At 68.9% G+C, this 24,914-nt stretch carries 21 protein-coding genes; 9 read left to right on the top strand and 12 right to left on the bottom strand.

Annotated elements, in window-relative coordinates:
- Positions 1 to 29: 29 nt before the first annotated feature.
- The 7 genes from dusB to hflX all read left to right on the top strand — a co-directional run bounded on the left by dusB (position 30) and on the right by hflX (position 9,361).
- Complete coding sequence (gene dusB / locus ACWH43_RS12020) at positions 30 to 1,016, top strand: tRNA dihydrouridine synthase DusB (protein WP_260348303.1); 987 nt, start codon at positions 30 to 32, stop codon at positions 1,014 to 1,016.
- A 43-nt stretch (positions 1,017 to 1,059) separates the two neighbouring features.
- Positions 1,060 to 2,178 carry a two-component system sensor histidine kinase NtrB gene (locus ACWH43_RS12015; RefSeq protein WP_158445106.1) on the top strand — a complete coding sequence of 373 codons (1,119 nt, stop codon included), beginning with the start codon at positions 1,060 to 1,062 and terminating at the stop codon, positions 2,176 to 2,178.
- Between the two features lie 9 nt (positions 2,179 to 2,187).
- Positions 2,188 to 3,639 (top strand): nitrogen regulation protein NR(I), encoded by a 1,452-nt coding sequence (ntrC, locus tag ACWH43_RS12010; RefSeq protein ID WP_158445076.1) that lies wholly within the window; start codon positions 2,188 to 2,190, stop codon positions 3,637 to 3,639.
- A 224-nt stretch (positions 3,640 to 3,863) separates the two neighbouring features.
- The gene (locus ACWH43_RS12005; RefSeq protein ID WP_260348302.1) at positions 3,864 to 6,131 is read left to right on the top strand and encodes a sensor histidine kinase NtrY-like; all 2,268 of its coding nucleotides are present in this window, start codon (positions 3,864 to 3,866) and stop codon (positions 6,129 to 6,131) included.
- Complete coding sequence (gene ntrX, locus ACWH43_RS12000; protein ID WP_158445075.1) at positions 6,128 to 7,495, top strand: nitrogen assimilation response regulator NtrX; 1,368 nt, start codon at positions 6,128 to 6,130, stop codon at positions 7,493 to 7,495. The genes ACWH43_RS12005 and ntrX overlap by 4 nt, the downstream gene beginning before the upstream one ends.
- Positions 7,496 to 7,710: 215 nt before the next feature.
- Entirely contained in the window at positions 7,711 to 7,959 is a 249-nt protein-coding gene (gene hfq, locus ACWH43_RS11995; RefSeq protein ID WP_055726983.1) for an RNA chaperone Hfq, read from the top strand.
- Between the two features lie 40 nt (positions 7,960 to 7,999).
- Entirely contained in the window at positions 8,000 to 9,361 is a 1,362-nt protein-coding gene (hflX, locus tag ACWH43_RS11990; protein WP_158445074.1) for a GTPase HflX, read from the top strand.
- 44 nt (positions 9,362 to 9,405) lie between these two features.
- Here the strand turns inward: hflX and mazG are convergent, their stop codons facing one another.
- Entirely contained in the window at positions 9,406 to 10,242 is an 837-nt protein-coding gene (gene mazG / locus ACWH43_RS11985) for a nucleoside triphosphate pyrophosphohydrolase (protein WP_158448124.1), read from the bottom strand.
- A 51-nt stretch (positions 10,243 to 10,293) separates the two neighbouring features.
- Between mazG and arfB the strand changes: the two genes are divergently transcribed.
- Positions 10,294 to 10,713 (top strand): alternative ribosome rescue aminoacyl-tRNA hydrolase ArfB, encoded by a 420-nt coding sequence (arfB, locus tag ACWH43_RS11980; RefSeq protein ID WP_158443664.1) that lies wholly within the window; start codon positions 10,294 to 10,296, stop codon positions 10,711 to 10,713.
- 1 nt (position 10,714) lies between these two features.
- Positions 10,715 to 11,287, top strand: a complete 573-nt coding sequence (locus tag ACWH43_RS11975; protein WP_158443665.1) for a regulatory protein RecX — start codon at positions 10,715 to 10,717, stop codon at positions 11,285 to 11,287.
- A 2-nt stretch (positions 11,288 to 11,289) separates the two neighbouring features.
- Here ACWH43_RS11975 and ACWH43_RS11970 read toward each other — a convergent pair whose 3' ends face one another.
- From ACWH43_RS11970 to ACWH43_RS11920, 11 genes are all read right to left on the bottom strand, one after another.
- On the bottom strand, positions 11,290 to 11,436 hold the full coding sequence (locus tag ACWH43_RS11970) for a hypothetical protein (protein ID WP_260348301.1): 147 nt from the start codon (positions 11,434 to 11,436) through the stop codon (positions 11,290 to 11,292).
- 75 nt (positions 11,437 to 11,511) lie between these two features.
- Complete coding sequence (locus tag ACWH43_RS11965) at positions 11,512 to 12,489, bottom strand: Bug family tripartite tricarboxylate transporter substrate binding protein (protein WP_158443666.1); 978 nt, start codon at positions 12,487 to 12,489, stop codon at positions 11,512 to 11,514.
- A 565-nt stretch (positions 12,490 to 13,054) separates the two neighbouring features.
- Entirely contained in the window at positions 13,055 to 14,809 is a 1,755-nt protein-coding gene (locus tag ACWH43_RS11960; protein ID WP_260348300.1) for an ABC transporter ATP-binding protein/permease, read from the bottom strand.
- A gap of 85 nt (positions 14,810 to 14,894) precedes the next feature.
- A complete protein-coding gene (locus tag ACWH43_RS11955; protein WP_158448123.1) occupies positions 14,895 to 17,081 on the bottom strand; it encodes a glycoside hydrolase family 3 N-terminal domain-containing protein in 2,187 nt (728 codons plus the stop codon).
- Between the two features lie 329 nt (positions 17,082 to 17,410).
- Complete coding sequence (locus ACWH43_RS11950) at positions 17,411 to 18,604, bottom strand: acetate/propionate family kinase (RefSeq protein WP_158448122.1); 1,194 nt, start codon at positions 18,602 to 18,604, stop codon at positions 17,411 to 17,413.
- 161 nt (positions 18,605 to 18,765) lie between these two features.
- Positions 18,766 to 19,602: an MBL fold metallo-hydrolase gene (locus ACWH43_RS11945; protein ID WP_260348299.1), complete on the bottom strand. Its 837-nt coding sequence runs from the start codon at positions 19,600 to 19,602 to the stop codon at positions 18,766 to 18,768.
- The gene (locus ACWH43_RS11940) at positions 19,574 to 20,374 is read right to left on the bottom strand and encodes a TatD family hydrolase (protein WP_260348297.1); all 801 of its coding nucleotides are present in this window, start codon (positions 20,372 to 20,374) and stop codon (positions 19,574 to 19,576) included. Before ACWH43_RS11940 ends, ACWH43_RS11945 begins: the two co-directional genes overlap by 29 nt.
- Positions 20,374 to 21,933: a methionine--tRNA ligase gene (gene metG, locus ACWH43_RS11935; protein ID WP_448153480.1), complete on the bottom strand. Its 1,560-nt coding sequence runs from the start codon at positions 21,931 to 21,933 to the stop codon at positions 20,374 to 20,376. Before metG ends, ACWH43_RS11940 begins: the two co-directional genes overlap by 1 nt.
- Before the next feature lie 21 nt (positions 21,934 to 21,954).
- Positions 21,955 to 23,025 (bottom strand): DNA polymerase III subunit delta', encoded by a 1,071-nt coding sequence (locus ACWH43_RS11930; RefSeq protein ID WP_158443900.1) that lies wholly within the window; start codon positions 23,023 to 23,025, stop codon positions 21,955 to 21,957.
- A complete protein-coding gene (gene tmk / locus ACWH43_RS11925; protein ID WP_158443901.1) occupies positions 23,025 to 23,675 on the bottom strand; it encodes a dTMP kinase in 651 nt (216 codons plus the stop codon). The genes ACWH43_RS11930 and tmk overlap by 1 nt, the downstream gene beginning before the upstream one ends.
- 1 nt (position 23,676) lies before the next feature.
- A complete protein-coding gene (locus tag ACWH43_RS11920) occupies positions 23,677 to 24,858 on the bottom strand; it encodes a D-alanyl-D-alanine carboxypeptidase family protein (protein WP_260348294.1) in 1,182 nt (393 codons plus the stop codon).
- Positions 24,859 to 24,914: the final 56 nt, after the last annotated feature.

Raw genomic sequence — 24,914 nt, 5'->3', positions numbered from 1 at the left:
AGATTGCCTCGAAAGCAGGCTGTAGCCCCGTGCAGATCGCCGGTATCCCGATCCAGTCCCGCGCCTTCCTGGCGCCGATGTCGGGCGTGACGGACATCGTCATGCGCCGCATCGCCGCCCGTTTCCGAGCCGGCGTCGTCGTTTCCGAGATGGTGGCGTCGGACGAGTTCGTGCGCGGCAGCGAGGAGGCGCGCATCCGCGCCGAGGGGCAGGGCGTTTCGCCGCATGTCGTGCAGCTCGCCGGCTGCGATCCGCACTGGCTGGGCGAGGCGGCGCGGCTGGCGGAGGCGAACGGGGCGGCGATCGTCGACATCAACATGGGCTGCCCGGCCAAGAAGGTGACGGGCGGCTGGGCCGGCTCGGCCCTGATGCGCGACCTCGACCATGCGGTCAGCCTCGTCGAGGCCGCCGTGGCGGCGGTCGCGATCCCGGTGACGGTGAAGATGCGGCTCGGCTGGGACGACGCCTCGCGCAACGCGCCCGAGCTGGCGCGCCGGGCCGTCGCGGCGGGGGCGCGGCTGATCACCGTCCATGGCCGCACCCGCCAGCAATTCTACAAGGGCCGGGCCGATTGGCGGGCGATCGCGGCGGTGAGGGCCGCCGGGGATTTCCCGCTCGTCGCCAATGGCGACATCCGCGACGTCGCCGATGCGCGGAGCTGCCTCGACCAGTCGGGCGCCGATTTCGTCATGGTCGGACGCGCCGCGCTCGGCCGGCCCTGGCTGGTCGGCGCGATCGGCGCCGGGCTCGACGGCCTGCCGCCGCCGCCGGTGACGCTGGCGGACAAGCTCGCCATGGCGCGCGAGCATTACGAGGGATTGCTGGCGCTGATGGGCGTCGCCCATGGCGTGCGCCATGCCCGCAAGCATCTGGCGGCCTATGCCGACGACGCGCTGGCGGAGGGCTGCGAGGCCGACCCGGAGCGCCGCCGGCTGCTCCTGACCTCCGAGGAGCCGCGGCAGGTCGTCGCGGCGCTGACGGGCCTGTTCTCCACCGAGCGCCGCGAAGCGGCCTGAAACGGCACCGAAGGGGATCGCGGTGACGATCGTCGAGAAGCGCATCCGGTCGCGGGACGGCGAATGGCTCGATCCGATCGAGACCCAGGCGCTCGGCGTCCTGCCCATTCCCGTCCTCGTCATCGGCGAGGAACAGGCGATCCTCTACGCCAATATCGCGGCCGAGGATTTCCTTCAGTCCAGCGCGGCGCTGCTGAAGCGGCAGAGGCTGGACGAGCTGCTTCCCTTCGGCTCGCCGGTGCTGGGGCTGGTCGAGGAGGTCAACCGGCGCGGCGCCAGCGTCAGCGAGTACAAGCTCGATCTCGGCCTGCCGCGTCTCGGCACCGAGCGCGTCGTCGACGTCTTCGCCGCCCCCCTGCCCAGGCTGGACGGCGCCGTCGTGCTGATGCTGCAGGAACGGACAATTGCCGAAAAAATGGACAGGCAACTGACGCATCGGGGGGCAGCCCGTTCGATCACGGCGCTGGGCGCCATGCTGGCCCATGAGATCAAGAACCCGCTCTCCGGCATCCGCGGCGCGGCGCAATTGCTCGAGGGCTCGATCCCGGACGCCGACCGGATGCTGACCCAGCTCATCTGCGACGAGACCGACCGGATCGTGAAACTGGTCGAGCGCGTCGAGCTCTTCGGCGACGAGCGCCCGAGCGAGCGCGACGCCGTCAACGTCCATGACGTGCTCGACCATGTGAAGCGCCTGGCCCAGTCCGGCTTCGCCCGGCATATCCGCTTCGTCGAGGTCTACGACCCGTCGCTGCCGCCGGTGGCGGGCAATCGCGACCAGCTCGTCCAGGTCCTGCTCAATCTGGTGAAGAACGCGGCCGAGGCCGTGGGCGACGAGGCGGCCGATGGCGAGATCACGCTCTCGACCGCCTATCGCCCGGGCATCCGCATGCAGGTGCCCGGCTCGCAGGACCGCATCGCGCTGCCGCTGGAGATCGTGGTCCGCGACAACGGTCCGGGCGTGCCGGCGGACCTGCTCCAGCACCTTTTCGATCCCTTCGTCACCACCAAGGCGCAGGGAAGTGGCCTTGGACTTGCACTCGTCGCCAAGGTGATCGGCGATCACGGCGGCATCGTCGAATGCGAATCCGTGCCGCGCCGCACCAGTTTCAGGATCCTCCTGCCCCTGCATCAGCGCCCGGGGCAGACAACGCAAGGCTGACGCGAACCCATGCCGACCGGGAACATCCTCGTAGCCGACGACGACGCCGCGATCCGCACGGTCCTCAACCAGGCTCTCGCCCGGGCCGGCTACGAGGTCAGGACGACCGGGCAGGCGGCGACGCTCTGGACCTGGGCGGCGCAGGGGCTGGGCGACCTCATCATCACCGACGTCGTGATGCCGGACGGCAACGCCTTCGACCTGCTGCCGCGGATCAAGCGGGTGCGGCCGGAGCTGCCGATCATCGTGATGAGCGCGCAGAACACCTTCATGACTGCGATCAAGGCCTCCGAGCGCGGCGCTTATGAATATCTGCCGAAACCCTTCGACCTGAAGGAGCTGGTCGCCATCGTCGGGCGCGCCATGTCGCGGCCGCGCGGGGAGGCCGCCCGAACGCAGATGGGCGAGGCCGAGGACATTCCGCTGATCGGCCGCTCGCCGGCGATGCAGGACGTCTACCGGGCGCTGGCGCGGCTGATGCCGATCGACCTGACCGTGATGATCAACGGCGAATCCGGCACCGGCAAGGAACTGGTGGCCCGCGCCCTGCACGATTACGGCAAGCGCAAGAACGGCCCCTTTGTCGCCATCAACATGGCCGCGATCCCGAAGGACCTCATCGAATCCGAGCTGTTCGGCCATGAGAAAGGCGCCTTCACCGGCGCGCTGACCCGCTCGTCCGGCCGCTTCGAGCAGGCCGAGGGCGGCACGCTCTTCCTCGACGAGATCGGCGACATGCCGATGGAGGCGCAGACCCGCCTGCTGCGCGTCCTCCAGCAGGGCGAATACACCACGGTCGGCGGCCGCACCCCGATCAAGACCAATGTCCGCATCGTCGCCGCGACCAACAAGGATCTGCGCATCTCGATCGCCCAGGGCCTGTTCCGCGAGGATCTGTTCTTCCGGCTGAACGTGGTGCCGATCCGGCTGCCGCCCCTGCGCGAGCGCATCGAGGACATTCCGGATCTCGTCCGCCACTTCTTCTCGCTGGTCGAGAAGGAGGGCCTGCCGCGCAAGCAGGTCGATTCGGAGGCGATGGACGTGATGCGGCGCTATCGCTGGCCCGGCAATGTCCGCGAGCTGGAGAACCTCGTGCGCCGGCTCGCCGCGCTCTATCCACAGGAAACCATCACCGCGCCGATCGTCGAGGCCGAACTGCAGCCGGCCACGGCGACGCCTGGCTTCCTCGGCGCCGGCACGGCGCCCGAACGGGCGGAGACGCTGTCAGGCTCGGTCGAGCGCCATCTCGGCCAGTATTTCGGCGGCTTCGGCGACAGCATCCCGCCTCCGGGCCTCTATCACCGCATCCTGCGCGAGATCGAGCCGCCCTTGATCGCCGCCGCGCTCGCCGCCACGCGCGGCAACCAGATCCGCGCCGCGGAACTGCTTGGGCTCAACCGCAACACGCTGCGCAAGAAGATCCGCGAGCTCGACATGCAGGTGGTACGGACGCCGCGCTGACGACTGAAAATCCGCTCCAGCCGTCATTGCGGGGGCGAAGCGACAAAGCGATCCAGGAGCGGCCGCGCTCGACGTCCCACTGGATTGCTTCGCGGAGCCTGATGGCCTGCCTTGTCTATGTCATATTTTGACAACACCGTTGCGTCGGCGCATCAGTGTCGCCCGCGACCGGCGACGGTCGTGCGGCTTGCGCCTTGGAGTTGTCAGACATCGTGTCGGTTTCCGTGAGTGACACCAGAATCGTGCCGCGTGCCGAGGAGAAGCCGCGCCACGTCTCGGGGTGGATCGGCGGAATCATTGTCGTCCTGGCCCTGGTCTCCGCGCTGCTGACCTTCCTTGTGCTGTCGGGCGCGACGCCGATCGCGCCGGTGCACGAGGTCGTCATCGGCGTCTTCGTGCTGAACGCGCTGCTGATCCTGGCGCTGATGGTGATCGTCATCTTCGAGGCGGCGGTGCTGATCCGCGCCCGCAAGGCGGGGGCGGCGGCGGCCGGGCTGCATGTCCGGATCGTCGGCCTGTTCAGCTTCATCGCGGCGCTGCCGGCGATTCTCGTGGCCGTCATCGCCACCGTGACGATCGAGCGCGGGCTGGAGCCCTGGTTCTCGGACCGGATGCGCGACGCCATCTTCAAATCGGTCGAGGTGGCGGACGCCTATGCCGCCAGCCAGTGCAAGTCGCTCGGCCGCGAGATCCGCATCCTGGCCGACGACCTGACGCGCGCGAAGCCGGCCTTCGACGTCGACCGCAAATGGTTCGACAGCTTCATCACGGCGCGGGCGACAGCGCTCGGCGTGCCGGTCGCGGCGATCATGCAGGCGCCGGACAAGACGATCGCGCGCGCCAATATCGACGTGCTCAAGGACCCGCCGAAGCCGGACCAGGCGGCTTTCGACGACGCGCAGGCCTCCTCCGATCCGATCTGCGTGATTCCGCGCAGCAGCCGCGTCTTCGGCGCGCTGATGAAGCTGCCGAACTACGACAGCAATTTCCTCTACATCGCCCGCGAGGTCGACCCGCTGGCGGTCGAGTTCCCGGCGGTCGCGCGCGGGGCCGCGGTCGAATATCTCTCGATCGACGCGCGCCGGAAGGGCGTCCAGATCGCCTTCGCCTCGATGTACGGCCTGATCGCGCTGATCCTGCTGCTCTCGGCGATCTGGTTCGGGCTCAGCTTCGCCAACCGGCTGGTCGCGCCGATCCGGCGGATGATCCATGCCGCCGACCAGGTCTCGAGCGGAAACTTCTATGTGCAGGTGCCGATCAAACGTTCCGAGGGCGACCTCGCCCATCTCGGCGAGACCTTCAACAAGATGACGGCGGAGCTGCGCCGGCAGCGCGACGGGCTGGTGACGGCGAGCGAGGTCATCGACCGGCGCCGGCGCTTCACCGAGACCGTGCTGGCCGGCGTCTCCTCCGGCGTGCTCAGCCTCGACGGCGAAGGCCACATCACCATCATCAACCGTTCGGCCGAGAGCCTGATCGGCAGCGGCGGGCGGCTGCTCGGCCAGCCGATCGCCGATGTCGCGCCGGAGGTGGCGAGCTTCGTCGCCGATGCCTTGCAGGGGCGCCTGCGCCACAGCTCCGGCCAGGTGACGATCGCCCGGGCGGGGCAGGACCGGGTGGTCAATGTCCGGGCCGTGCACGAGGGCGAGGGCGTCAATGCCGGCCTCGTGGTGACGCTCGACGACATCACCGATCTGGTTTCGGCGCAGCGCACGGCGGCCTGGGCCGATGTCGCCCGGCGCATCGCCCATGAGATCAAGAACCCGCTGACGCCGATCCAGCTCTCGGCCGAGCGCATCAAGCGCCGCTTCGGCAAGGTCATCACCGATGGCAAGGAGGTCTTCGACCAGTGCACCGAGACGATCGTCCGGCAGGTCGAGGATATCCGGCGCATGGTCGACGAGTTCTCCTCCTTCGCCCGCATGCCGAAGCCGGCGCTGCTGCGCGAGGACATCGTCGAGACCGTCCGCCAGATCGTCTTCCTCTGGCGCGTGGGCCATCCCCAGGCGCGGATCGAGGAGAACCTGCCGGCCGAGGCCGTGCTCGCCCGCTTCGACCGCCGCCTGATCTCGCAGGCGCTCACCAATGTCGTCAAGAACGCGACCGAGGCCATCGAGGCCGTGCCGCCGGAGGAGCGGGGGCAGGGGCTGATCCAGGTCAGGTTCGAGCGCCGGGAGGACGGACGGATCGTCATCGACGTCACCGACAACGGCAAGGGCCTGCCCGCCGACCAGCGCCAGAAGCTGCTCGAGCCCTATATGACGACGCGCGAGGGCGGCACCGGCCTCGGCCTCGCCATCGTCGGCAAGATCCTGGAGGACCATGGCGGCGGCATCGAGCTGCTCGACCGCCCCGACGGCGCGCGCGGCGCGCGGGTCCGCCTCTGGTTCCCCGAAACAGGCCCGGTTCAGGAGGCCGATAGCGGCGAGGAGGCCGCCCCGGTGGCGGACGACGCGCCCGAGCACGACATGCAGAATGGGACACGCCTATGAGTGCTGACATCCTGGTGGTGGACGACGAGGTCGATATCCGCGATCTGGTCGCCGGCCTTCTCGAAGACGAGGGCTACCGGACCCGCAAGGCGGGCTCGGCCGACGAGGCCCTGGCGGCGATCGCCGCGCGCCGGCCGAATCTGGTCTTTCTCGACATCTGGCTGCAGGGCAGCCGCCTCGACGGGCTGCAGGTGCTGGAGCTGATCAAGGAGAGCCATCCCGACCTCGCCGTCGTGATGATCTCCGGCCACGGCAACATCGAGACCGCCGTCTCGGCGATCCGCAGCGGCGCCTACGACTTCATCGAGAAGCCGTTCAAGGCCGACCGCCTGGTCCTGGTCGCCGAGCGGGCGCTGGAGGCCTCGCGCCTGCGCCGGGAGGTCCGCGAGCTCAAGACCCGCTCCGTCCAGGCCAGCCGCATCGTCGGCCGCTCGACGGTGATCAACCAGCTCCGCCAGACGATCGAGCGCGTCGCGCCGACCAATGCGCGCGTCCTCATCACCGGCGAGCCCGGCTGCGGCAAGGAGCTCGCCGCGCGCACGCTGCACGAGGCCTCCAGCCGCTCGACAGGGCCCTTCATCGTCATCAACGCGGCGACGATCACGCCCGAGACGATGGAGGAGGAGCTCTTCGGCGTCGAGGGCGGCGACGGGCGCTCGCGCCGCGTCGGCGCGCTGGAGGAGGCGCATGGCGGCTCGCTCTATATCGACGAGATCGGCGACATGCCGCGCGAGACGCAGAACCGCATCCTGCGCGTGCTGGTCGACCAGAATTTCCAGCGGGTCGGCGGGGCGACGCGCGTCCATGTCGACGTGCGCATCATCTCTTCGTCCAGCCGCGACCTGGCGCAGCTCATCGCCGACGGGCGCTTCCGCGAGGACCTCTACCACCGGCTCGGCGTCGTGCCGGTCAAGGTGCCGCCGCTGTCGGAGCGGCGCGAGGACGTGCCGGAGCTGATCGAGTTCTTCATGGAGCAGATCTCGATCGCCACCGGCCTGCCCAGGCGCCGGATCGGCTCGGACGCGATGGCCGTGCTGCAATCGCATGAATGGCCGGGCAACGTCCGCGAGCTGCGCAACAATGTCGAGCGGCTGATGATCCTGACCAAGGGCGACCCGACCGCGGAGATCACGGTCGAGATGCTGCCCGCCGAGGTCGGCGCCATGGTGCCGACGACGCCTTCCGGCACCGGCGGCGAGCGGCTGATGAGCCTGCCGCTGCGCGACGCCCGCGAGATCTTCGAGCGCGAATATCTGATCGCGCAGATCGCGCGCTTCTCGGGGAATATCTCGCGCACGGCCGAGTTCATCGGCATGGAACGCTCCGCGCTGCACCGCAAACTGAAGTCGCTCGGCGTCGGCTGACGGGCGCATGTCAGGCGCCGAACGCATGCGCATTTGCGCGAAACGCAGATGCGATGCCCGAAAACACGGCTTTGCTGCACTTGCGTTGCGTGCGAAGTCGACGATCTAATGTGTCGTCGGTGTCCCGCGGTCGGCAAGGTGGCTTGCCGACCAGAACGGGACGAACTGGATCGCGGATACAATCCGATCGGCGATCCCAACAACAGGGACTACCCATGGCCGCAGAGCGGGCTCAAAACCTTCAGGACACGTTCCTCAATCACGTTCGCAAGCAGAAGATTCCGCTGACGATCTTCCTCGTCAACGGCGTCAAGCTGCAGGGCGTGGTCACCTGGTTCGACAATTTCTGCGTGCTGCTGCGGCGTGACGGCCACTCGCAGCTCGTCTACAAGCACGCGATCTCGACCATCATGCCGGGGCATCCCGTGCAGTTGTTCGAGCCCGAGGACACGGACAAGAACTGACTTGGCGGCTCGCCGCGCAGACAGCAGCGAACGGGCGGCCGTGAAGGTCTCCGGCCCCAAGCCGCTCGACGAGATCGAACGCGAGATCGCGGCGAATACGCGTGCCTATGTCGTGGGCCCCTATCTCCAGAAGCGCGGGGCCGCGCCCGATTCCAACCAGCGCTCCTTCGCCGCCCGCCTCGACGAGGCGGTCGGCCTGGCCGCCGCGATCGACCTCGCCGTGGTCGAGTCCGTGCAGGTGCTGCTCACGGCCCTGCGCCCGGCCACCTATCTCGGCAAGGGCAAGGCCGACGAGCTGGCCGCGCGCATCGAGGCCGAGGAGATCGGCCTCGTCGTGATGGATTGCGCGCTCTCGCCGGTGCAGCAGCGCAACCTCGAAAAGGCCTTCGGCTGCAAGGTGATCGACCGGACCGGGCTGATCCTGGAGATCTTCGGCCGGCGCGCCCGCACCAAGGAAGGCACGCTCCAGGTCGAGCTCGCCCATCTGAACTACCAGAAGAGCCGGCTCGTGCGGTCCTGGACCCATCTCGAACGCCAGCGCGGCGGCTTCGGCTTCCTGGGCGGCCCGGGCGAGACCCAGATCGAGGCGGACCGGCGCATCATTCAGGAGCGCATGAGCAAGATCGAGCGCGACCTGGAGCAGGTGAAGCGCACCCGCTCGCTGCATCGCGCCAGCCGGAAACGCGTGCCTTATCCGATCGTTGCGCTGGTCGGCTACACCAATGCGGGAAAGTCGACCCTGTTCAACCGCCTGACCTCGGCCGAGGTTCTGGCGCAGGACATGCTCTTCGCCACGCTCGATCCGACGGCGCGCGCGATCAAGCTGCCTCACGGCGCGCGGATCATGCTCTCCGACACGGTCGGCTTCATCTCGGACCTGCCGACGCAGCTCGTCGCCGCCTTCCGCGCCACGCTGGAGGACGCGATCGAGGCCGATGTCCTGCTGCATGTCCGCGACGTCTCGCATGAGGACACCCAGGCGCAGGCCGCCGATGTGCAGGCGATCCTGCGCGACCTCGGCATCAACCCCGATGACGGCCAGCGCGTGGTCGAGGTCTGGAACAAGGCCGACCTGCTCGACGCCGACGAACGCGCCCGCCAGCTCGAGGTGGCGGCACACCGGCCCGAGGGCGCGCGCCCTGTGCTGGTCTCGGCGCTGACCGGGGAGGGGATGGACCGGCTGACCGCCGCCATCGAGAGCCGCATCGCGCAGCGCCGGCCGGTCTACGACCTCGCGCTGGAAGCGGGCGACGGCAAGTCGCTCGCCTGGCTGCATGCCAATGGCGAGATCCTTGCGCGCGAGGACGATGCCGAGGGCGGGCTGAAGCTGACAGTGCGCCTGCCGCCGGAGCGGGAAGGGGCGTTCACCGCCCGTTTCCCGCAGGCTCAGCGGCAGCCATAAATCAAAACCGTCATTGCGAGGAGCGAAGCGGCTCGCAATGAGGTTCACTTGCTCAGCTTCTCGGCCTGCTTCGCCGCCTGCCAGAGCGCTTCCATTTCGTCGAGGCTCGCTTCCTTCGCCGTCCGGCCCTCGGCCTCCAGCGCGGCCTCGATGCCCCTGAATCGGCGCTCGAACTTGGCGTTGGCGGCGGCGAGGCAGCCTTCCGGGTCGGCGTCGGCGTGGCGGGCGAGGTTGGCGACGGCGAAGAGCAGGTCGCCGATCTCCTCGTGGATCTGAGCCTTGTCGCCGCCGTCGAGCGCCTCCTCGACCTCGCCGATCTCCTCGCGAATCTTGTCGAGCACCAGCCGCGCGTCGTTCCAGTCGAAGCCGACGGTGGAGGCGCGGGCCTGCAGCTTCCAGGCGCGGGTGAGGGCGGGCATGCCATGCGGCACGCCGGCGAGGACGCCCTCTTCCTCCTCGCGCGGCGGCAGGCCGGCCGCGGCGCGGGCCGCGGCCCTGTCCGCCTTCTCCTCGGCCTTGATCCGGTGCCAGAGCGCCTTGACCTCGGCCGGCGACAGGTCGCGCGCATCGCCGAAGACGTGCGGATGGCGGCGGATCAGCTTCGTGGTGATCGCCTCGACGACGTCGGGAAAGGCGAAGGAGCCTTCCTCCTCGGCCATGCGGGCATGGAACACGACCTGCAGCAGCAGGTCCCCGAGCTCGTCCCTGAGATCCGCCTTGTCGCCGCGCGCGATGGCGTCGGCGACCTCATAGGCCTCCTCCACCGTGTAGGGCGCGATCGAGGCGAAATCCTGGTCCAGGTCCCAGGGGCAGCCCGTTCCGGGGGTGCGCAGCGCCGCCATGATCCCGATCAGCCGGGCGATGTCACGAGAAGGCTTCAAGGCAGGCACGTCTCCGCTGCAACTCTTCGCGAACTGAAGTAGCCTCTCCCCATGATTCAAGTCACCCCCTCCATCGCGATCGACGAGAGCGAGATCGAGGAAAGCTTCGTGCGCGCCTCCGGCCCCGGCGGGCAGAACGTCAACAAGGTCGCGAGCGCCGTGCAGATCCGCTTCGATGCGCGCCGCTCGTCCTCCTTGCCCAACGAGGTCGCGATCCGGCTGATGAAGCTCGCCGGCAGCCGGCTGACTCAGGACGGCGTCATCGTCATCGTCGCCCAGGCGCAGCGCAGCCAGAAGCGCAACCGCGAGGAGGCGGTCGAGCGGCTGCTCGAGCTGATCCGGGCCGCCGCCATACGCCCGCAGGTCCGGCGCGCGACGAAACCGACCAAGGCCTCGAAGGAGCGCCGGCTGGCCTCCAAGGAGAAGCGCTCCGGCGTCAAGGCCGGCCGGCAGAAGCCGATCGCCGACTGACATGGCGGAGCAAGGCGACAGGCGAGGGCGGGGCGCGCGCCCCGCCCGGGCACCGCGGCGGATCACGCCCGACTATCTCCAGCGCGCCGCGATGCATTATCTCGAGCGTTATTCCGCTCCGGCAGCGCAGTTGCGCCGGGTGCTCGCGCGCAAGATCGCCCTGAGCTGCCGCCATCACGGCGAACACCCGGCCCTGCACATAACCGCGCTCGACGATGTCGTGGCGCGTTGTGTTTCTTCCGGGCTGGTTGACGACGAGCGCTTCGCCGAGGCGAGGGCTGCAACGCTTCGCCGCCGGGGCCGTTCGGCGCGGGCCGTCGCCGCCTCGCTCGCCGCGAAGGGGGTCGGTCGCGAGCTTGCGGAACGGGCCAGCACCTCCGGGGACGAGGAGGAGATGGCCGCCGCCCGGACAACCGCGCGGCGCAAGCGGCTCGGCCCATGGTCGCGTGGCGACCGGGCCGCGAACCGCCAGAAGGACCTCGCCGCATTGGCCCGCGCCGGCTTCTCGATCGCGGTCGCCCGTGCCGTCATCGACGGTGCGGGAGACGATGATGCGGATGGCGGCGCGGCCTGATCTCAGGTCGGAATGCAACGCTTCCTTGCCGCATCCCACATCCCGTCCTGACAGGGAACGGTCGCGAAATCGGTAAGGACGCTCACCGCCACCAGCGCGGCAAAGCCGGCCAGTGCAACCGCCAGGCCGATGATGGCGAGCCTCCTCATGCGCGACCTCTCACGGATCGACGGCCTCGGCCAGGGCGATGCGGCAGTGGGAAGGGGCGCTGCAAACCGCCGGTCTCATTCCAGCTTGACCTGCGCCTCCTTGACGACCTTGCCCCAGCGCTCGACCTCGGCGGTGATGAACTTGCCGAAATCGTCGCCTGCCAGGGTCGGCATCGGCGAGCCGTTCTTCTTCCAGGCGGCCTCGATGGTGGGCGTCTTGAGGGCCTTCTGCACCTCGTCGCGCATCCGGGTCACGATCTCCGGAGGCGTGCCCTTGGGCACCCAGAGCGCGTACCAGGTCGAGACCTCGAAGCCCTCGAGCCCGGCCTCCTTGGCCGTCGGCACATCCGGCACGGCTTCCGAGCGGGAGGGCGCTGCGACCGCCAGCGCCCGCAGCGCGCCGCTCTGGATCTGCGCGGCCGAGGAGCCGAGCCCGTCGAAGAGCAGGTCGACCTGGCCCGCGACCGTATCCTGCAGGGCCGGGCCGGCGCCGCGATAGGGCACATGGGTCAGCCTGGTCCTGGTCGAGATCTGGAAGAGCTCGCCGGCGAGGTGGTGCGTCGTGCCGTTGCCGGCCGAGGCGTAGTTGAGCTTTTCCGGGTTCTTGCGGGCATAGTCGACCAGCTCGGCGACCGTCTTCGCCTGCACCTTGCCCGGATGCACGACGATGACCTGCGGCGGCTGGGCGATGACCGCGATCGGGATGAAATCCTTCTGGATGTCGTAGTCGAGCCTGGGATAGAGCGCCGGCGCGATCGCATGATGGGCGGCGCCGACGAAGAAGGTGTAGCCGTCTGGCGCCGCCTTGGCCGCCGCCGAGGCCCCGACCGTGCCGCCGGCGCCGCCGCGGTTCTCGATGACGATGCGCTGGCCGAGCTGCTGGTCGAGCTGTGCCGCCAGGGGCCGGGCGAAGGCGTCCGTGCCGCCGCCGGCCGGGAAGGGCACGATGAAGGTGATCGGGCGGGCCGGCCATGTCTGGGCCAGCGCCGGCGCCGCCAGTCCGCCCAGCGAAACCGCCGCGGCCGCGATGATCAGATGTCGTCTCGTTGTCATCTCTGGTTTCTCTCCCGAAAATGGCGGCTCTTGTCGGCCGCTGAGCCATGCTCGTCTTGCGCGAGGCGCCGTAGCCTCCCTATGGGGCCGCGTCGGCGGGGTCTTGGCAAGAACATCGAAAGACGGAGAAGGCCGGTGGCGACCGCAACAGGCAAAGCGCAGGGAGGCCGGGTCGGCTTCGATTCGATTCGCATAAGACATATTATGGAACAAACACGCAGCTTCGCTTGTGCTGCAATTGACGCCGGGCCGTCTTTTCAGTCTCCGAGCCGACTACGAATTAGCCGTCGCTTCGCCTGTTGCGGCGATGGCAGCGGCTTCATCGCCGTGCTCACGCCCTGCCAGGCCGCCGGCATCAAGATGCCGTCCGTCATGCTCGTGCGGCTCCCGCCAGCGAACAGCTCCTGACCGACAAGGCTCCTGGCCGACAAGACTTGCGACAGCAACCCGTTCGCCAGGACCTCGTCCAACGCCACCGGCCATCCCGAACAAGGATCGCCGCAAATTCCTCGATCCCCTTCGACTGCAAGCGCTATCGCTGCCGCCTGTCCCACGCCGGCTGCGTTCAGTCTCGTTCCGGGATCGGCTCCCCCGCCCCGGCCTCTCGGCGGCGGGCGTGCCTGAGATGGATCGTCCGCTGGAAGAAGTGATGGCCGATATCGCTGTCGGTGCTGACGATGGTGCATTGGCCGAGCTTTGCCGCGAAGGCCGCCATCAGCGCAGCGCGGCGTTTCTCGGACACCGCTCCCAGCGAATCGTTGAGAAAGACCCAGCGCGGCGCGTGCAGGAAGACGCGGGCGAAACCGAGGGTCTGCTGCTCCTCCAGCGACAGGCGCCTGTCCCAGTCGATCTCGCGGTCGAGATCCTCCACGAAGCGGTCGAGGCCGACCGAGCGGAGCGCCTCCGCATAATGCTCGTCCTTATGGTCGAGCGGGCCGGCCGGATAGGCAAGGGCAACCCTCAACGTGCCGATCGGAAAATACGGGCGCTCCGGCAGGAACAGCATCTCCGCCCGCGGCGGCAGGCCGATGCGGCCGTCCCCCCAGGGCCACAGACCGGCCAGGCTCATGAACATCGTCGTCTTGGCCGCCGCGCTGTCCCCCGCGATCAGGACATGCTCGCCCGCTTTCAGCACGATCTTGCGATCTTCCGGCGCAGCGCACTCAACCAGCGATCCGGGAAGATAGGCCTCCACATCCTCCAGGATCAGCGAGCCGTCCGGCGTTTCGTAGAAGGTGATCCGATGCTGGTCGCCATGGAGCTGCTCGATATGCTGAAGCCTGTCGCGCAGGGCCATGATCCGCAGCAGCGTCGCCCGCCAATCCGCGATTTTCGAGAAGTTGTCGACGAACCAGCGCAGGGCGTACTGGACCTGGTTGAACGCGCCGACCGCGATCATCAGGGAGCCGAGCGAGAGCTGGCCGCCGAAATAGCCGGGCGATGCGATGAGAAAGGGTGCCGCCATGGCGAGCCAGCCATGGCCGGAGGTGACCCAGGTCAGCGAGACGATGCCGCTGGCGAGCTGGCGCGCCAGGCGCTGGACCTTGTGGAAGGTCTCGTCGAGATGGCGGCGCTCGTCGCTTTCGCCCTGATAGAGCACGATGGCTTCCGATCGCTCGGCGACCCGGATCAGGGAGACCCGGAAATCCGCCTCGCGCGCGTAGCGCTCGGCGTTCAGAGCGATCAGCGGCCGGCCGACGCGCCATGCCAGCCAGGACCCGATGGCCGCATAGGCGATCGCGCACCAGACCATGTAGCCGGGGATGCTGACGTTGCCATGCCCGAAATTGAAGACCACCTGCTCCGAGAGAATCCAGAGCACCCCGATGAAGCTCAGCAGCATCAGCGAGGCCTGCAGCAGGCCGTTGCCGAGATCGACCGAGAGCTCGGTCAGGTGCCGGGCGTCCTCGTGGAGGCGCTGGTCCGGGTTGACGCCGGCTTCGCCGGCGAAGGCGAGCAGATAGGCCCGCTTGGGCTTCAGCCATTCGTCGAGCAGGTCCCGCGTCAGCCAGCCCCTTAGCCGGACCTTGCCGACCTCCGTGAGCCAGGTCTGGGCCACGACGAGCAGCAGCAGGACGGCGATGAGCATCAGGAACACCAGGAGCTGGTGGCCGAAAGCGCCAATGTCGCGGTTCTGGAGGGCGTCGTAGAGCGCGCCCTGCCAGTTGTTCAGCCGGATCTGGAACACCGCGTTGGTCGCGATGACGATGACGCTGCCGACCGGCAGGAACAGCAGGGCGTCGCGCCGTGGCGACGAGCGCATCGCCTTGATCAGGATCCAGAGCTGGCGCAGGACGCCGCTCGCCGGAACGTCCAGCATAGAAGCCGCCGCAGGCCGCGCGGAGGGATCATCCATCGGAGTGCCTGAGGGCGGCGCGGCGTTCATGCGTCAGGCCGCCTGTTGCTCATCGAGGGGCCCGTGCTGTCCTGATCGAAGCCGGGCGTACCCGCAGCTCAAGCGTCTGCAGCCGCGCCGGATCGGCGCTCGGCCCGACCAGGATTTCGAAGGCGCCCGGCTCCAGCACCGGCTCGAGATCGGGACCGAGAAAGCTGAGCTGGTCGGGCGAGAGGGTGAAGCGCATCGTCTTCATCTCGCCCGGCGCAAGCGCGACCTTGGCGAAGTCCTTCAGCTCGAGCGCAGGCCGGGTGATCGATGAGACGAGGTCCCGGATGAACAGGAACACGGTGTGCTCCCCGGCCATCGGCCCGGTATTGCTGACGTCGACCAGGATCTCGGTGGTCTCCTCCGCGCCGATCGTCCATTTGGTCGCGCGCGGATTGGTCATGACGAAGCTGCCGTAGGACAGGCCGTGACCGAACGGGAAGCGGGGCTCGTTCGGAACATCGAGGTACTTGCTGGAAAAATGCTCCTCCTCCAGCCGCGGGCGCCCCGTCGGGCGTTCTGCGAAAAAGATCGGGATCTGGCCGACATCGGCCGGCCACGACATTGTGAGCCTGCCGCTCGGGTTATACGCCCCGCTCAGAACGTCGACGATGGCGCCGGCGCCCTCGGAGCCCGGATGCCAGACGGCGAGGATCGCCCTGGCGCGCTCCGCCAGCCAATCCGGCAGGATCAGCGGCCGCCCCGAGAACAGCAGGACGACGACCGGCTTACCCGTTTCCAGCATCGCGCGCGCCAGGTCCTGCTGGGCCTGGGGCAGCCCGGGACAGGCGCGGCTGCTCGCCTCGCCCGCCATATCGACCCTTTCGCCGACGCTAAGCACGATCACCTCGCTCTGCCGCGCGTCTCGCAGCGCCGCTGCGAGCCCCCTCTCGCTCGCCTGCTCGACGGCGCTTCCGGTCGCAGCCGAGATCGTGGCCCCGGGAAAGGCCGACTTGAACCGGTCGACCAGCTCGGCAATGCGCGCGGCGGCGTCCGGTTCCGAGTTGCCCCCGACGATCTGGCCGAAAGGACCGACGATCGAGAGCGACGTCAGGCTCTTCCTGAGCGGCAGCGTGCCCTCGGCATGGGTCAGCAGCACCATCGACTTGCGTGCCGCCTCTCGCGCCAGCGCGCGCCTCGCGGGCTGGGCCTTGACGGCCGCGACGGCTTCCGGCGAACCGCAGCGGCGATAAGGATCGTCGAACAGGCCGAGCCGCAGCTTGAGCAGCAGCACGCGCCGCACCGCCTGGTCGATGGTGGCCATCTCGACGAGGCCGCGATCGAGCGCCTCCGGCAGGCCGTCATAGTAGGCGCCCTTGCCCATCATGTCGATGTCGACGCCGGCGTTCAGCGCAAGCGCCGCGGCCTCGGCGGGATCGGCCGCGACGCCGTGCACCAGCAGCTCGGCGACGGAGCTCCAGTCGCTGACCATCACCCCGTCAAAACCCCAGCGCTCGCGAACCAGCCCGCGCAGGAGCCGCCTGTTGATCGACATCGGCGTGCCGTTGAGGTCGATGAAGGCCGGCATGATACAGGCCACGCCGGCCTCGACGGCCGCCTTGAACGGCGGCAGATAGACTTCGTGCAGCAGCCGCTCCGACATGTCGACCGAGGCATATTCCCGCCCCGCCTGGACGGCTCCGTAACCGGCGAAATGCTTGGCGGTCGCTGCGATTGCCGTGGCCGAAGCGAGGCTGGCGGTCTGATAGCCGCGCACCTTCGCCCTGGCGAGCCGTTGGCCGACGAGAGGATCCTCGCCGGGCCCTTCGAGCGTGCGCCCCCAGCGCGGGTCCCGCGCGATGTCGATCATCGGCGCAAAGGTGAGGTCGATGCCTTCGACGGCGCATTCTTCTGCCGCGACCCTGGCGGTGGCTTCCCACAGCGCCGGGTCGAGGGCCGCCGACTCCCCGAAGGGAATGGGGAACATCGTCCGCAGCCCATGAAGAACATCCAGCGAGAAGAAGAGCGGGATCCCGAGGCGCGAGCCCTCGACGGCATGCCGCTGCGCATCGCGGATCCGGTCCGGCCCGACCAGGTTCAGGAGGCTGCCGACCTCGCCGTTCTGGATGGCTGCGGAGGTGACCGGGGCGGAGGCGGGCCCCGTCTGGACCAGCTCGCCGCTCAGCATGGTGAGCTGTCCGAGCTTCTCCTTCAATGTCATCGCACCGATCAGCTTTTCGATGCCCCGACTGTCCAGAAGCGCTTTCATCAATCGCCTTTCCGCAGCGGCGGGTCATGCGAGGCCTCCGCGAGCGAAGGCCGTCGTCGAGAACTCGCGACGGCACCGGGATCCGGACCCCGAACCCGTCTCGGAGCTGTCCTTCCGGCTTCCGCCGCGAGCGTGCCGCCCCCCAACATGTCGGTAAAATCCGGCCGGGACCAGATGCCCAAACATCGGCACGGCACTTCGCAGGATGATGGGCCGGAGCCGAAACGAATCGCGGATTGAGGTGGATTCAAGCCACGCCGCGCCAGTGCCCGCGGACTGCCGGCGCAGTCCGCGGCGCTTCGCGCCTGGGCGCAGTTCCTGTGCGCGGCTCAGGCCGCCGGTTCGGCCAGCTCGACCAAGGCGAGCGCGTCCTCGGCGATGACAGCTTCCTCGTCGGTCGGGATCGCGAAGGCGGCGATGCGGGCATCGCTCCGGCTGATCCGCACGGCATTGGCGGCGTTGGCGCTCTCGTCCAGCGCGAGGCCGAGCCATGCCAGCCGTGACGCCACGGCCGCGCGGATCGGCGGCTGATGCTCGCCGATGCCGGCCGTGAAGACGACGGCGTCGAGCCCGCCCAGCGTCGCCGCGAGCCGGGCGATTTCGCCCGCGATGCGGAAGCAGAACAGATCCAGTGCCTCTCGCGCCTCGGGCCTGTCGCTGTCGAGCAGATCGCGGCTGTCGGCGCTGATGCCGGACACGCCCAGCAGGCCGCTGCGGCGGTAGAGCAGGTCCTCCAGTCGCGCCGCGTCGTAGCCGCCCTGGCCGAGCAGATGCAGCAGCACGCCGGGGTCGAGCGCTCCGCAGCGCGTCGCCATCGGAATGCCGTCGAGCGCCGAGAAGCCCATCGAGGTGTCGCGGCTGACGCCGTTTTCCAGCCCGCAGAGGCTGGCGCCGCTGCCGAGATGCGCGACCACGACCCGGCCCTTGGCAAGCGCCGGCTCGCGGCGCGCCAACTCGCCGGCGATGTAGCGGTAGGACAGCCCGTGAAAGCCGTAACGCTTGATGCCTTCATCATGCATCGCGCGCGGAATGGCGAAGCGGCGCACGACATCGGCATGGGTTCGGTGGAACGCCGTGTCGAACGACGCCGTTTGCGGCAGCTCCGGGCGCAGCCGGCGGATGGCGCGGATCAGGCCGAGGCCTTGCGGCTGATGCAGCGGCGCCAGCGGCACCAGCGCCTCGATGGCGGCGAGCGCCGCATCGTCGATCAGCACCGGGCCGGCATAGCGGTCGCCGCCATGCACGATGCGGTGGCCCATCGCGACGACGCTGTCGAGGTCGAAATGCCAGGACAGCCGCCGGAAGGCCTCGGCCAGGACCGCGTCGAGCGCAGCGTCGGGCCCGGCCTCAAGGGCGATGTCGAAGGTGTCCGGCCCCTCGATCAGCCGGAAGCGCAAGGGCGGCTCGCGGAAATCGATCACACCCTTGCCGATCCGCCGCGGCCCCTGCCCGCCCAGCGCGAACAGGCCGATCTTCACTGTCGAGGAGCCCGCGTTGAAGGTGACGAGAAGCGGCTCGCTCATGCCGCGGCTCCCGGCTGCCGGCGGCGGGCCGCTCCAGGCATCGCCGGGCCGGCGGCGCGGCAGATGTTCGTGAGATGCTTCCGTTCCATGGCTCACCCTTCTCCCGCCTCGAACGAACGGCATTGATATGCGTCAACGAGGACGATGGCGACAAGCCGGGCTCAGCCCGCGGCGATCCTCATGCCATCGAACGCGACTTCGACACCGTCCGGCAAGCGGCTGGAAAGGCTGGCATGATCGAGATCGACATGGAGGTTGGTCAGGATCGCGCGCCGCGGCTTCAGGACCCGGATCGTCTCGAGCGACTGCGCCAGGTGGAAATGGCTCGGATGCGGGGTCTCGCGCAGGCAGTCGAGAATCAGCACCTCCAGATCCGCCATGGCTTCCATCGCAGCCGGCGGGATCAGGCTGACATCCGGCAGATAGGCCAGATCGCCGAAGCGGAAGCCGAGCGCCTCGTAATTCGGGCCGTGCTCGACGCGGAACGGCATGGCCTCGATCGGCCCGCCGGAGCCTTCGATGGTCTGGCTATGCCCGGAACCGATCTCGTCCATGTCCAGGATCGGCGGATAATAGCTTCCGGGCGGCGTCTCGAAGAGATAGCCGAAGCGCGTCCGCAGCGAGGCCTGCGTCGTCTTGTCGGCATAGATCCGGATGCGCCGGCGCATATGCAGGACCAGCGCGCGCAGATCGTCGATGCCGTGGGTGTGGTCGGCATGGTCATGCGTCATCAGCACGCCGTCCAGCGCCGGGACCTCGGCCGCGAGCAGTTGCTCGCGCAGATCCGGCGAGGTGTCGACCAGAACGCGCGTGGCGCCGTCGGGGCCGGAACGCTCGAGCAGGATCGAGCAGCGCCGGCGCCGGTTCTTCGGATCGGCCGGATCGCAGGCGCCCCAGCCGGAGCCCGGCCGCGGCACGCCGCCGGAGGAGCCGCAGCCGAGGATCGTGACCGTCAGCGCCATCGCCGGATCAGGCGCGCTGCGCCAGGGGCGCGGCATGGTCCATCTTCCAGTAGCAGCGCCGCGCATTCTCCGTCGTGATCCGCGCGACCTCGTCGAAACCGACGCCGGTCGTCTCGGCCAGAACCTTCGCTGTCTCAACGACATAGGACGGTTCGTTGCGCTTGCCTCTGAACGGTACTGGCGCGAGATAGGGCGCGTCGGTCTCGACCAGCAGGCGCTCGCGCGGGACCATGCGGGCGATGCGGCGCAGATTCTCCGAGGTCTTGAAGGTCAGGATGCCGGAAAAGGAGATGTAGAGGCCGAGATCGACCCCCGTCATCGCCAGGGCCTCTCCCGCCGTGAAGCAGTGCAGGATGGCGGAGAAGGCGCCCTTCCCCATCTCCTCGCGCAGGATCGCCGCCATGTCGTCATCGGCCTCGCGGGCGTGGATGACGAGCGGCAGCCCCGTCTCCCGGGCCGCGGCGATGTGGGTGCGCAGCCCCCGGGCCTGCGCGTCGCGCGGGCTGGAATCGTAATGGTAGTCGAGCCCGGCCTCGCCGATGGCGACGCAGCGCGGATGGCGCGACAATGCGACGAGCTGCCCGGCGGTGACGTCGAGCTCCTCATGCGCCTGATGCGGATGGGTGCCAACCGAGCACCAGACCGACGGAAAGCGCTCCGCGATTCCCGCATAGTCCGCGAAGCGCGCCACCCGCGTCGAGATCGTCACCATCCGGCCGACACCGGCAGCCTCGGCCCGCGCGACATACGCCGGCAGGTCTTCGGCGAAATCCGGGAAGTCGAGATGGCAATGCGTATCGATCAGCATCACGCAGCCTGGCCGTCCTCGGGCTCGACATAGCGCGGGAAGACCGCGCTCGGCGCCGGCAGCGTCGTGCCGCTCGCCAGGCGCCCGGCCTTCCCGAGCGAAGCGAAGCTGCGCGCCTCGGGAGCGACCGCGAGCAGGTCGAGCAGCTTGCCGGCCGCGGCCGGCATCACCGGCTGCACCAGGATCGCGACCTGCCGGATCACCTCGATGGTGATGGAGAGCACCGTGTCGCGCCGCGCCGGATCGGTCTTGGTCAGGCGCCAGGGTTCGTTGCCGGCGAAATAGCGATTGGCCTCCGCCACCACCGCCCAGATCTCGGCCAGCACCGTATGGAGCGCGAAATCCTGCATCGCCGCGCGCGCCTTTTCGAGCGCGCCGTCGGCCAGAGCGAGCATCGCCTCGTCCGCCTCGGTCAGCGCGCCGCAGGGCGGCACCCTGCCCTCGCAGTTCTTGGCGATCATCGAGAGCGAGCGCTGCGCCAGATTGCCGAGATCGTTGGCGAGATCGGCATTGATCCGCCCGACGATGGCGTCGTGGCTGTAGTTGCCGTCCTGGCCGAAGGAGACCTCGCGCAGGAAGAAATAGCGGAGCTGGTCGACGCCATAGCTCGCGGCAAGGTCGAAGGGATCGACCACATTGCCGAGCGACTTCGACATCTTCGTGCCCTTGTTGAGCAGGAAGCCGTGGCCGAAGACGCGCCTGGGCAGCGGCAGCCCGGCCGACATCAGGAAGGCCGGCCAGTAGACCGCGTGGAAGCGCACGATGTCCTTGCCGATGATGTGGACGTTGGCCGGCCAGTAATGCGCACGCGGGCTCGCCGGATCGGGGAAGCCCGTTCCGGTCAGGTAGTTGTTGAGCGCGTCGACCCAGACATACATCACATGCTTCGGGTCGCCCGGGACGGGCAGGCCCCAGTCGAAGGTCGTGCGGCTGATCGAGAGGTCTTCCAGCCCGCCTTTGACGAAGGAGACGATCTCGTTGCGGCGGGTCTCCGGCGAGATGAAGTCGGGGACGTCCTCGTAGAGCTTCAGCAGCGCGTCCTGGTACTTGGCGAGGCGGAAGAAATAGCTCTCCTCCTCGACCCATTCGACCGGGGTGCCCTGCCCGCCCAGCCGCGTGCCGTCGGGCTGGAGGGTCGTCTCCTCCTCGCCGTAGAAGGCCTCGTCCCGAACCGAATACCAGCCGGAATATTTGGCGAGATAGATGTCGCCATTGGCCTCCATCCGGCGCCAGAGCTCATGCGTCGACGGCAGGTGGTCGGGGTCGGTGGTGCGGATGAAGCGGTCGAAGGAACAGCCGAGCGCCTGTTCCATCTCCTGGAAGCGCCCGGCGATCTTGTCGACGAACTCCTTCGGCGAAAGGCCATTCTGGGCCGCGGTGCGCGCGACCTTCTGGCCGTGCTCGTCGGTGCCGGTCATGGCGAAGACGTCGTAGCCGTCCAGGCGCTTGAAGCGCGCGATCGCATCGGCAGCCACCATCTCATAAGCGTGGCCGATATGCGGCGGTCCGTTGGTGTAATGGATCGCGGTCGTCAGGTAGAATTTCGGGGCCGTGGCCATCATCTGTCCGAGAGCTTCGCTTCACGCTGCGCGCGAGCGGGAAACCGCAGCCGACAGATCATGAAACATCGAGATCACCAGCGGACGGCGGTCGAGATTATAGGTCTCGACCTCGCGCGCCGAACGTTCCAGCTTTTCCCATACCTCCGCCAGCGGTGCAAGGCGCGCCGGTTGCGCCGCAGCATGCGCGTGGAGATGGTCGGAAAGCCAGCCCTGCACGGTCTCGATCATCACGGCGAAGTCGCGCTCGCCGGCCTTGCCCGCGACATCCTCGGCCAGCGCCAGCAAGGCGTTGAGATCGACCTGCGGCAGGGCGTCGAGCCGCGCCCGCACCGCCTCGACCAGAGCCAGCGTCTCGGGATCGACATAGCTCAGCGCCCGCTTCACCGAGCCCTCGGCCAGCGAGGCGGCACGCAGCAGCGCGGATTCGTCGAAGGGGGTCTCCATGCGCTGCAAGGCCATGCGCCCGGCCTCGACGACGTCCGCGGCCGAAAGCGGCTCGAAGCTCAACAGCCGGCAGCGCGAGCGGATCGTCGGCAGCAGCCGGCCCGGCGCATGGGCGACGATCAGGAACAGGGCCCGCGGCGGCGGCTCCTCCAGCAGCTTCAGCAGCGCATTCGCCGTCGGCCGGTCCATATCCTCGGCCGAGTCGACGATGCAGACGCGCCAGCCGCCCTCCGCGGCGCTGGCGCCGAAGCGGTCGATGACGCGCCGCGCCGCGTCGACCGGGATGTTGCCGGTGTAGCTCTTGCCGTCGGGCTTCAGGCTGCGGCGCAGGAGGTGGAGGTCGGGGTGCGAGCGGGCCATGACGCGCCGCGTCGCCGGATCGCTTTCCGCCATGGCGAGGCTGTCGCAGCGCCCGGCCCGCTCCGACGGATCACCCGCCGCCAGCATGAAGCGCGCGGCCCGGTAGGCGAAGCTCGCCTTGCCGATGCCTTCCGGCCCGCCGAGCAGCCAGGCATGGTGCATCCGCCCGCCGCGCAGCGCGTCGAGGAAGGCGCGCTCCTGCGCGGCATGGCCGATCAGCGCCAGCGTCTCGCGCGGATGCGGGGCGATGGGCAGCCGGTCGGGTTCGTCGCTCGTCTGGCGCATCAGGATCCCTGTCTCGTCGTCAGGCGCTCGCTCAGCACGGCCCAGGCCGCATCCGCCAGCGCGGCGGGCGGCAGGCCGGCATCGAGCACGGCGCAGCGCTGCGGCTCCTGCCGCGCGATCTCCAGATAAGCCTCGCGCAGCCTGCGATGAAAGGCGAGCGTCTCGCTCTCGAAGCGGTCGACGCTCTCGCCGGGGCTGCGGCGCCCGGCGGCACGGGCGAGGCCAATTTCCGGGTCGAGATCGAGGATCAGCGTCAATTCCGGCATCAGACCGTCGATGGTGACCTGCTCGAGTTCGGCGAGCAGCTTCGCCTCGATCTCGCCGAGCACGCCCTGATAGACCCGCGTCGAATCGATGAAGCGGTCGCAGATCACCCAGTTGTCCTGCGCCAGCGCCGGGCGGATCAGGCGGTCGATATGGTCGATGCGTGCCGCCGAGAACATCAGTGCCTCGGCGAAGGCGCCGTATTCCTTGATGCGCCCGGCCAGGATCGCCTCGCGGATGGCTTCCGCCTTCGCGGAGCCGCCGGGCTCGCGCGTCGTGACGACGCTCGCGCCGGCCTCGCGCAAGCGCTGCGACAGGGCGCGCGCCAGCGTCGATTTGCCGGCGCCCTCGCCGCCCTCGAGGGTGATGAAACGTCCCCGCCCCATCTCAGGACCGCGTGACCCGCGCCAGCGCCTGCCGGATCCAGCCGGTCGACAGTTCGAGCACGGCATCGAGCGCCCGGCTCTGCAGGCTTCCGGCCTTGACCGTCTCCGCCGCATAGAGCGGAATCTCCAGCGTCTTGACCTCGCCGCGCGAGACGACGAGCTGCGCAACCGCCGCGCCTTCCTGAACGGGCACGCTCAGCGGCCCGCGATAGACGATCCGGGCGGAAAGGCGCTCGCCGGTGCCACGCGGCAGCAACAGGCTCACCGCTCCCCCGGTGCGCAAGGCGACGCGGCCCTTCTCGCCGCCATAGACGCTGGCCTCGCCGACCACTTCGCCATCGCCGAAGAGCTGGCGCTTCTCGAAAGCGCGAAAGCCCCATTCGATCAGCTTGCGCGCTTCGGCGGCGCGATCCCGCCCGGTCTTGAGCCCGTTGACCACGACGATCAGGCGCTGCCCGTTCTCCACGGCCGAGCCGACGAGGCCGTAGCCGGATTCCTCGAGATCGCCGGTCTGCAGCCCGTCGGCGCCGATATCCATCGTCAGCAGCGGGTTGCGGTTCACCTGGCGGATCTTGTTCCAGGTGAATTCCTTCTGGCCGAAATACCTGTAAAGCTCCGGATAGGTCTTGACGATGTGGTTCGCCAGCAGCGCCATCTCCCGCGCCGTCACCCGCTGCTCGGGATCGGGCATGCCGGTGGCGTTGCGAAAGACGGATCTGGTCAGGCCGAGTGCCCTCACCCGCTCCGTCATCACCCGCCCGAACGTCGTCTCGTCGCCGGCGATCGCCTCGGCCAGGGCTATGGCCGCGTCGTTGCCGGCCTGGACGATCAGCCCCTGGAGGATGTCGGAAAGCTTGATGCGGCTATGCACGAGCGCGAACATCGTGGTGCCGCGGGCCGGGGCGCCGCCCTTGCGCCAGGCGTTCTCCGAAATCCCGATCTCGCTGTCGAGATTGAGGCGCCCTGCCCCGATTTCCTGGAATGCGACGAGCGCCGTGGCGATCTTGGCCATGCTGGCCGGCACCATCGGCTCGTCGGCCGCCTTCTCGTAGAGCACGGCGCCGCTATCGGAATCGAGCAGAAAGGCGAAAGGCGCCTGAGACTGGAAGTTCTGCGCCCGGGCGAACGAGGCCGACACCGCGAAGAGCGCGATCGCCAGGCCACGGAGGAGCCTTCCGGCCACCGGAATCCGCCTGCCCTGCGATGTCGGGTGAAACGCCGCGCTCATGCTCCGATCTG

This window comes from Allobosea minatitlanensis, assembly GCF_964020775.1.
Note: the sequence above shows the minus strand (reverse complement) of the source record. Positions and strands in the feature narration are given on the sequence as shown.

Excerpts from the sequence above, each read along its gene's own strand:
- tmk (WP_158443901.1), bottom strand. The coding sequence starts at position 23,675 with ATGGGGCGGGGACGTTTCATCACCCTCGAGGGCGGCGAGGGCGCCGGC.
- ACWH43_RS11955 (WP_158448123.1), bottom strand. The coding sequence starts at position 17,081 with ATGAAAGCGCTTCTGGACAGTCGGGGCATCGAAAAGCTGATCGGTGCG.
- ACWH43_RS11970 (WP_260348301.1), bottom strand. The coding sequence starts at position 11,436 with ATGAGGAGGCTCGCCATCATCGGCCTGGCGGTTGCACTGGCCGGCTTT.
- ACWH43_RS11960 (WP_260348300.1), bottom strand. The coding sequence starts at position 14,809 with ATGCTGGACGTTCCGGCGAGCGGCGTCCTGCGCCAGCTCTGGATCCTG.
- arfB (WP_158443664.1), top strand. The coding sequence starts at position 10,294 with ATGATTCAAGTCACCCCCTCCATCGCGATCGACGAGAGCGAGATCGAG.
- ntrC (WP_158445076.1), top strand. The coding sequence starts at position 2,188 with ATGCCGACCGGGAACATCCTCGTAGCCGACGACGACGCCGCGATCCGC.
- metG (WP_448153480.1), bottom strand. The coding sequence starts at position 21,933 with ATGGCCACGGCCCCGAAATTCTACCTGACGACCGCGATCCATTACACC.
- ACWH43_RS11965 (WP_158443666.1), bottom strand. The coding sequence starts at position 12,489 with ATGACAACGAGACGACATCTGATCATCGCGGCCGCGGCGGTTTCGCTG.
- ntrX (WP_158445075.1), top strand. The coding sequence starts at position 6,128 with ATGAGTGCTGACATCCTGGTGGTGGACGACGAGGTCGATATCCGCGAT.
- ACWH43_RS11950 (WP_158448122.1), bottom strand. The coding sequence starts at position 18,604 with ATGAGCGAGCCGCTTCTCGTCACCTTCAACGCGGGCTCCTCGACAGTG.
- hfq (WP_055726983.1), top strand. The coding sequence starts at position 7,711 with ATGGCCGCAGAGCGGGCTCAAAACCTTCAGGACACGTTCCTCAATCAC.
- ACWH43_RS11930 (WP_158443900.1), bottom strand. The coding sequence starts at position 23,025 with ATGCGCCAGACGAGCGACGAACCCGACCGGCTGCCCATCGCCCCGCAT.
- ACWH43_RS11975 (WP_158443665.1), top strand. The coding sequence starts at position 10,715 with ATGGCGGAGCAAGGCGACAGGCGAGGGCGGGGCGCGCGCCCCGCCCGG.
- ACWH43_RS11945 (WP_260348299.1), bottom strand. The coding sequence starts at position 19,602 with ATGCCGCGCCCCTGGCGCAGCGCGCCTGATCCGGCGATGGCGCTGACG.
- ACWH43_RS11940 (WP_260348297.1), bottom strand. The coding sequence starts at position 20,374 with ATGCTGATCGATACGCATTGCCATCTCGACTTCCCGGATTTCGCCGAA.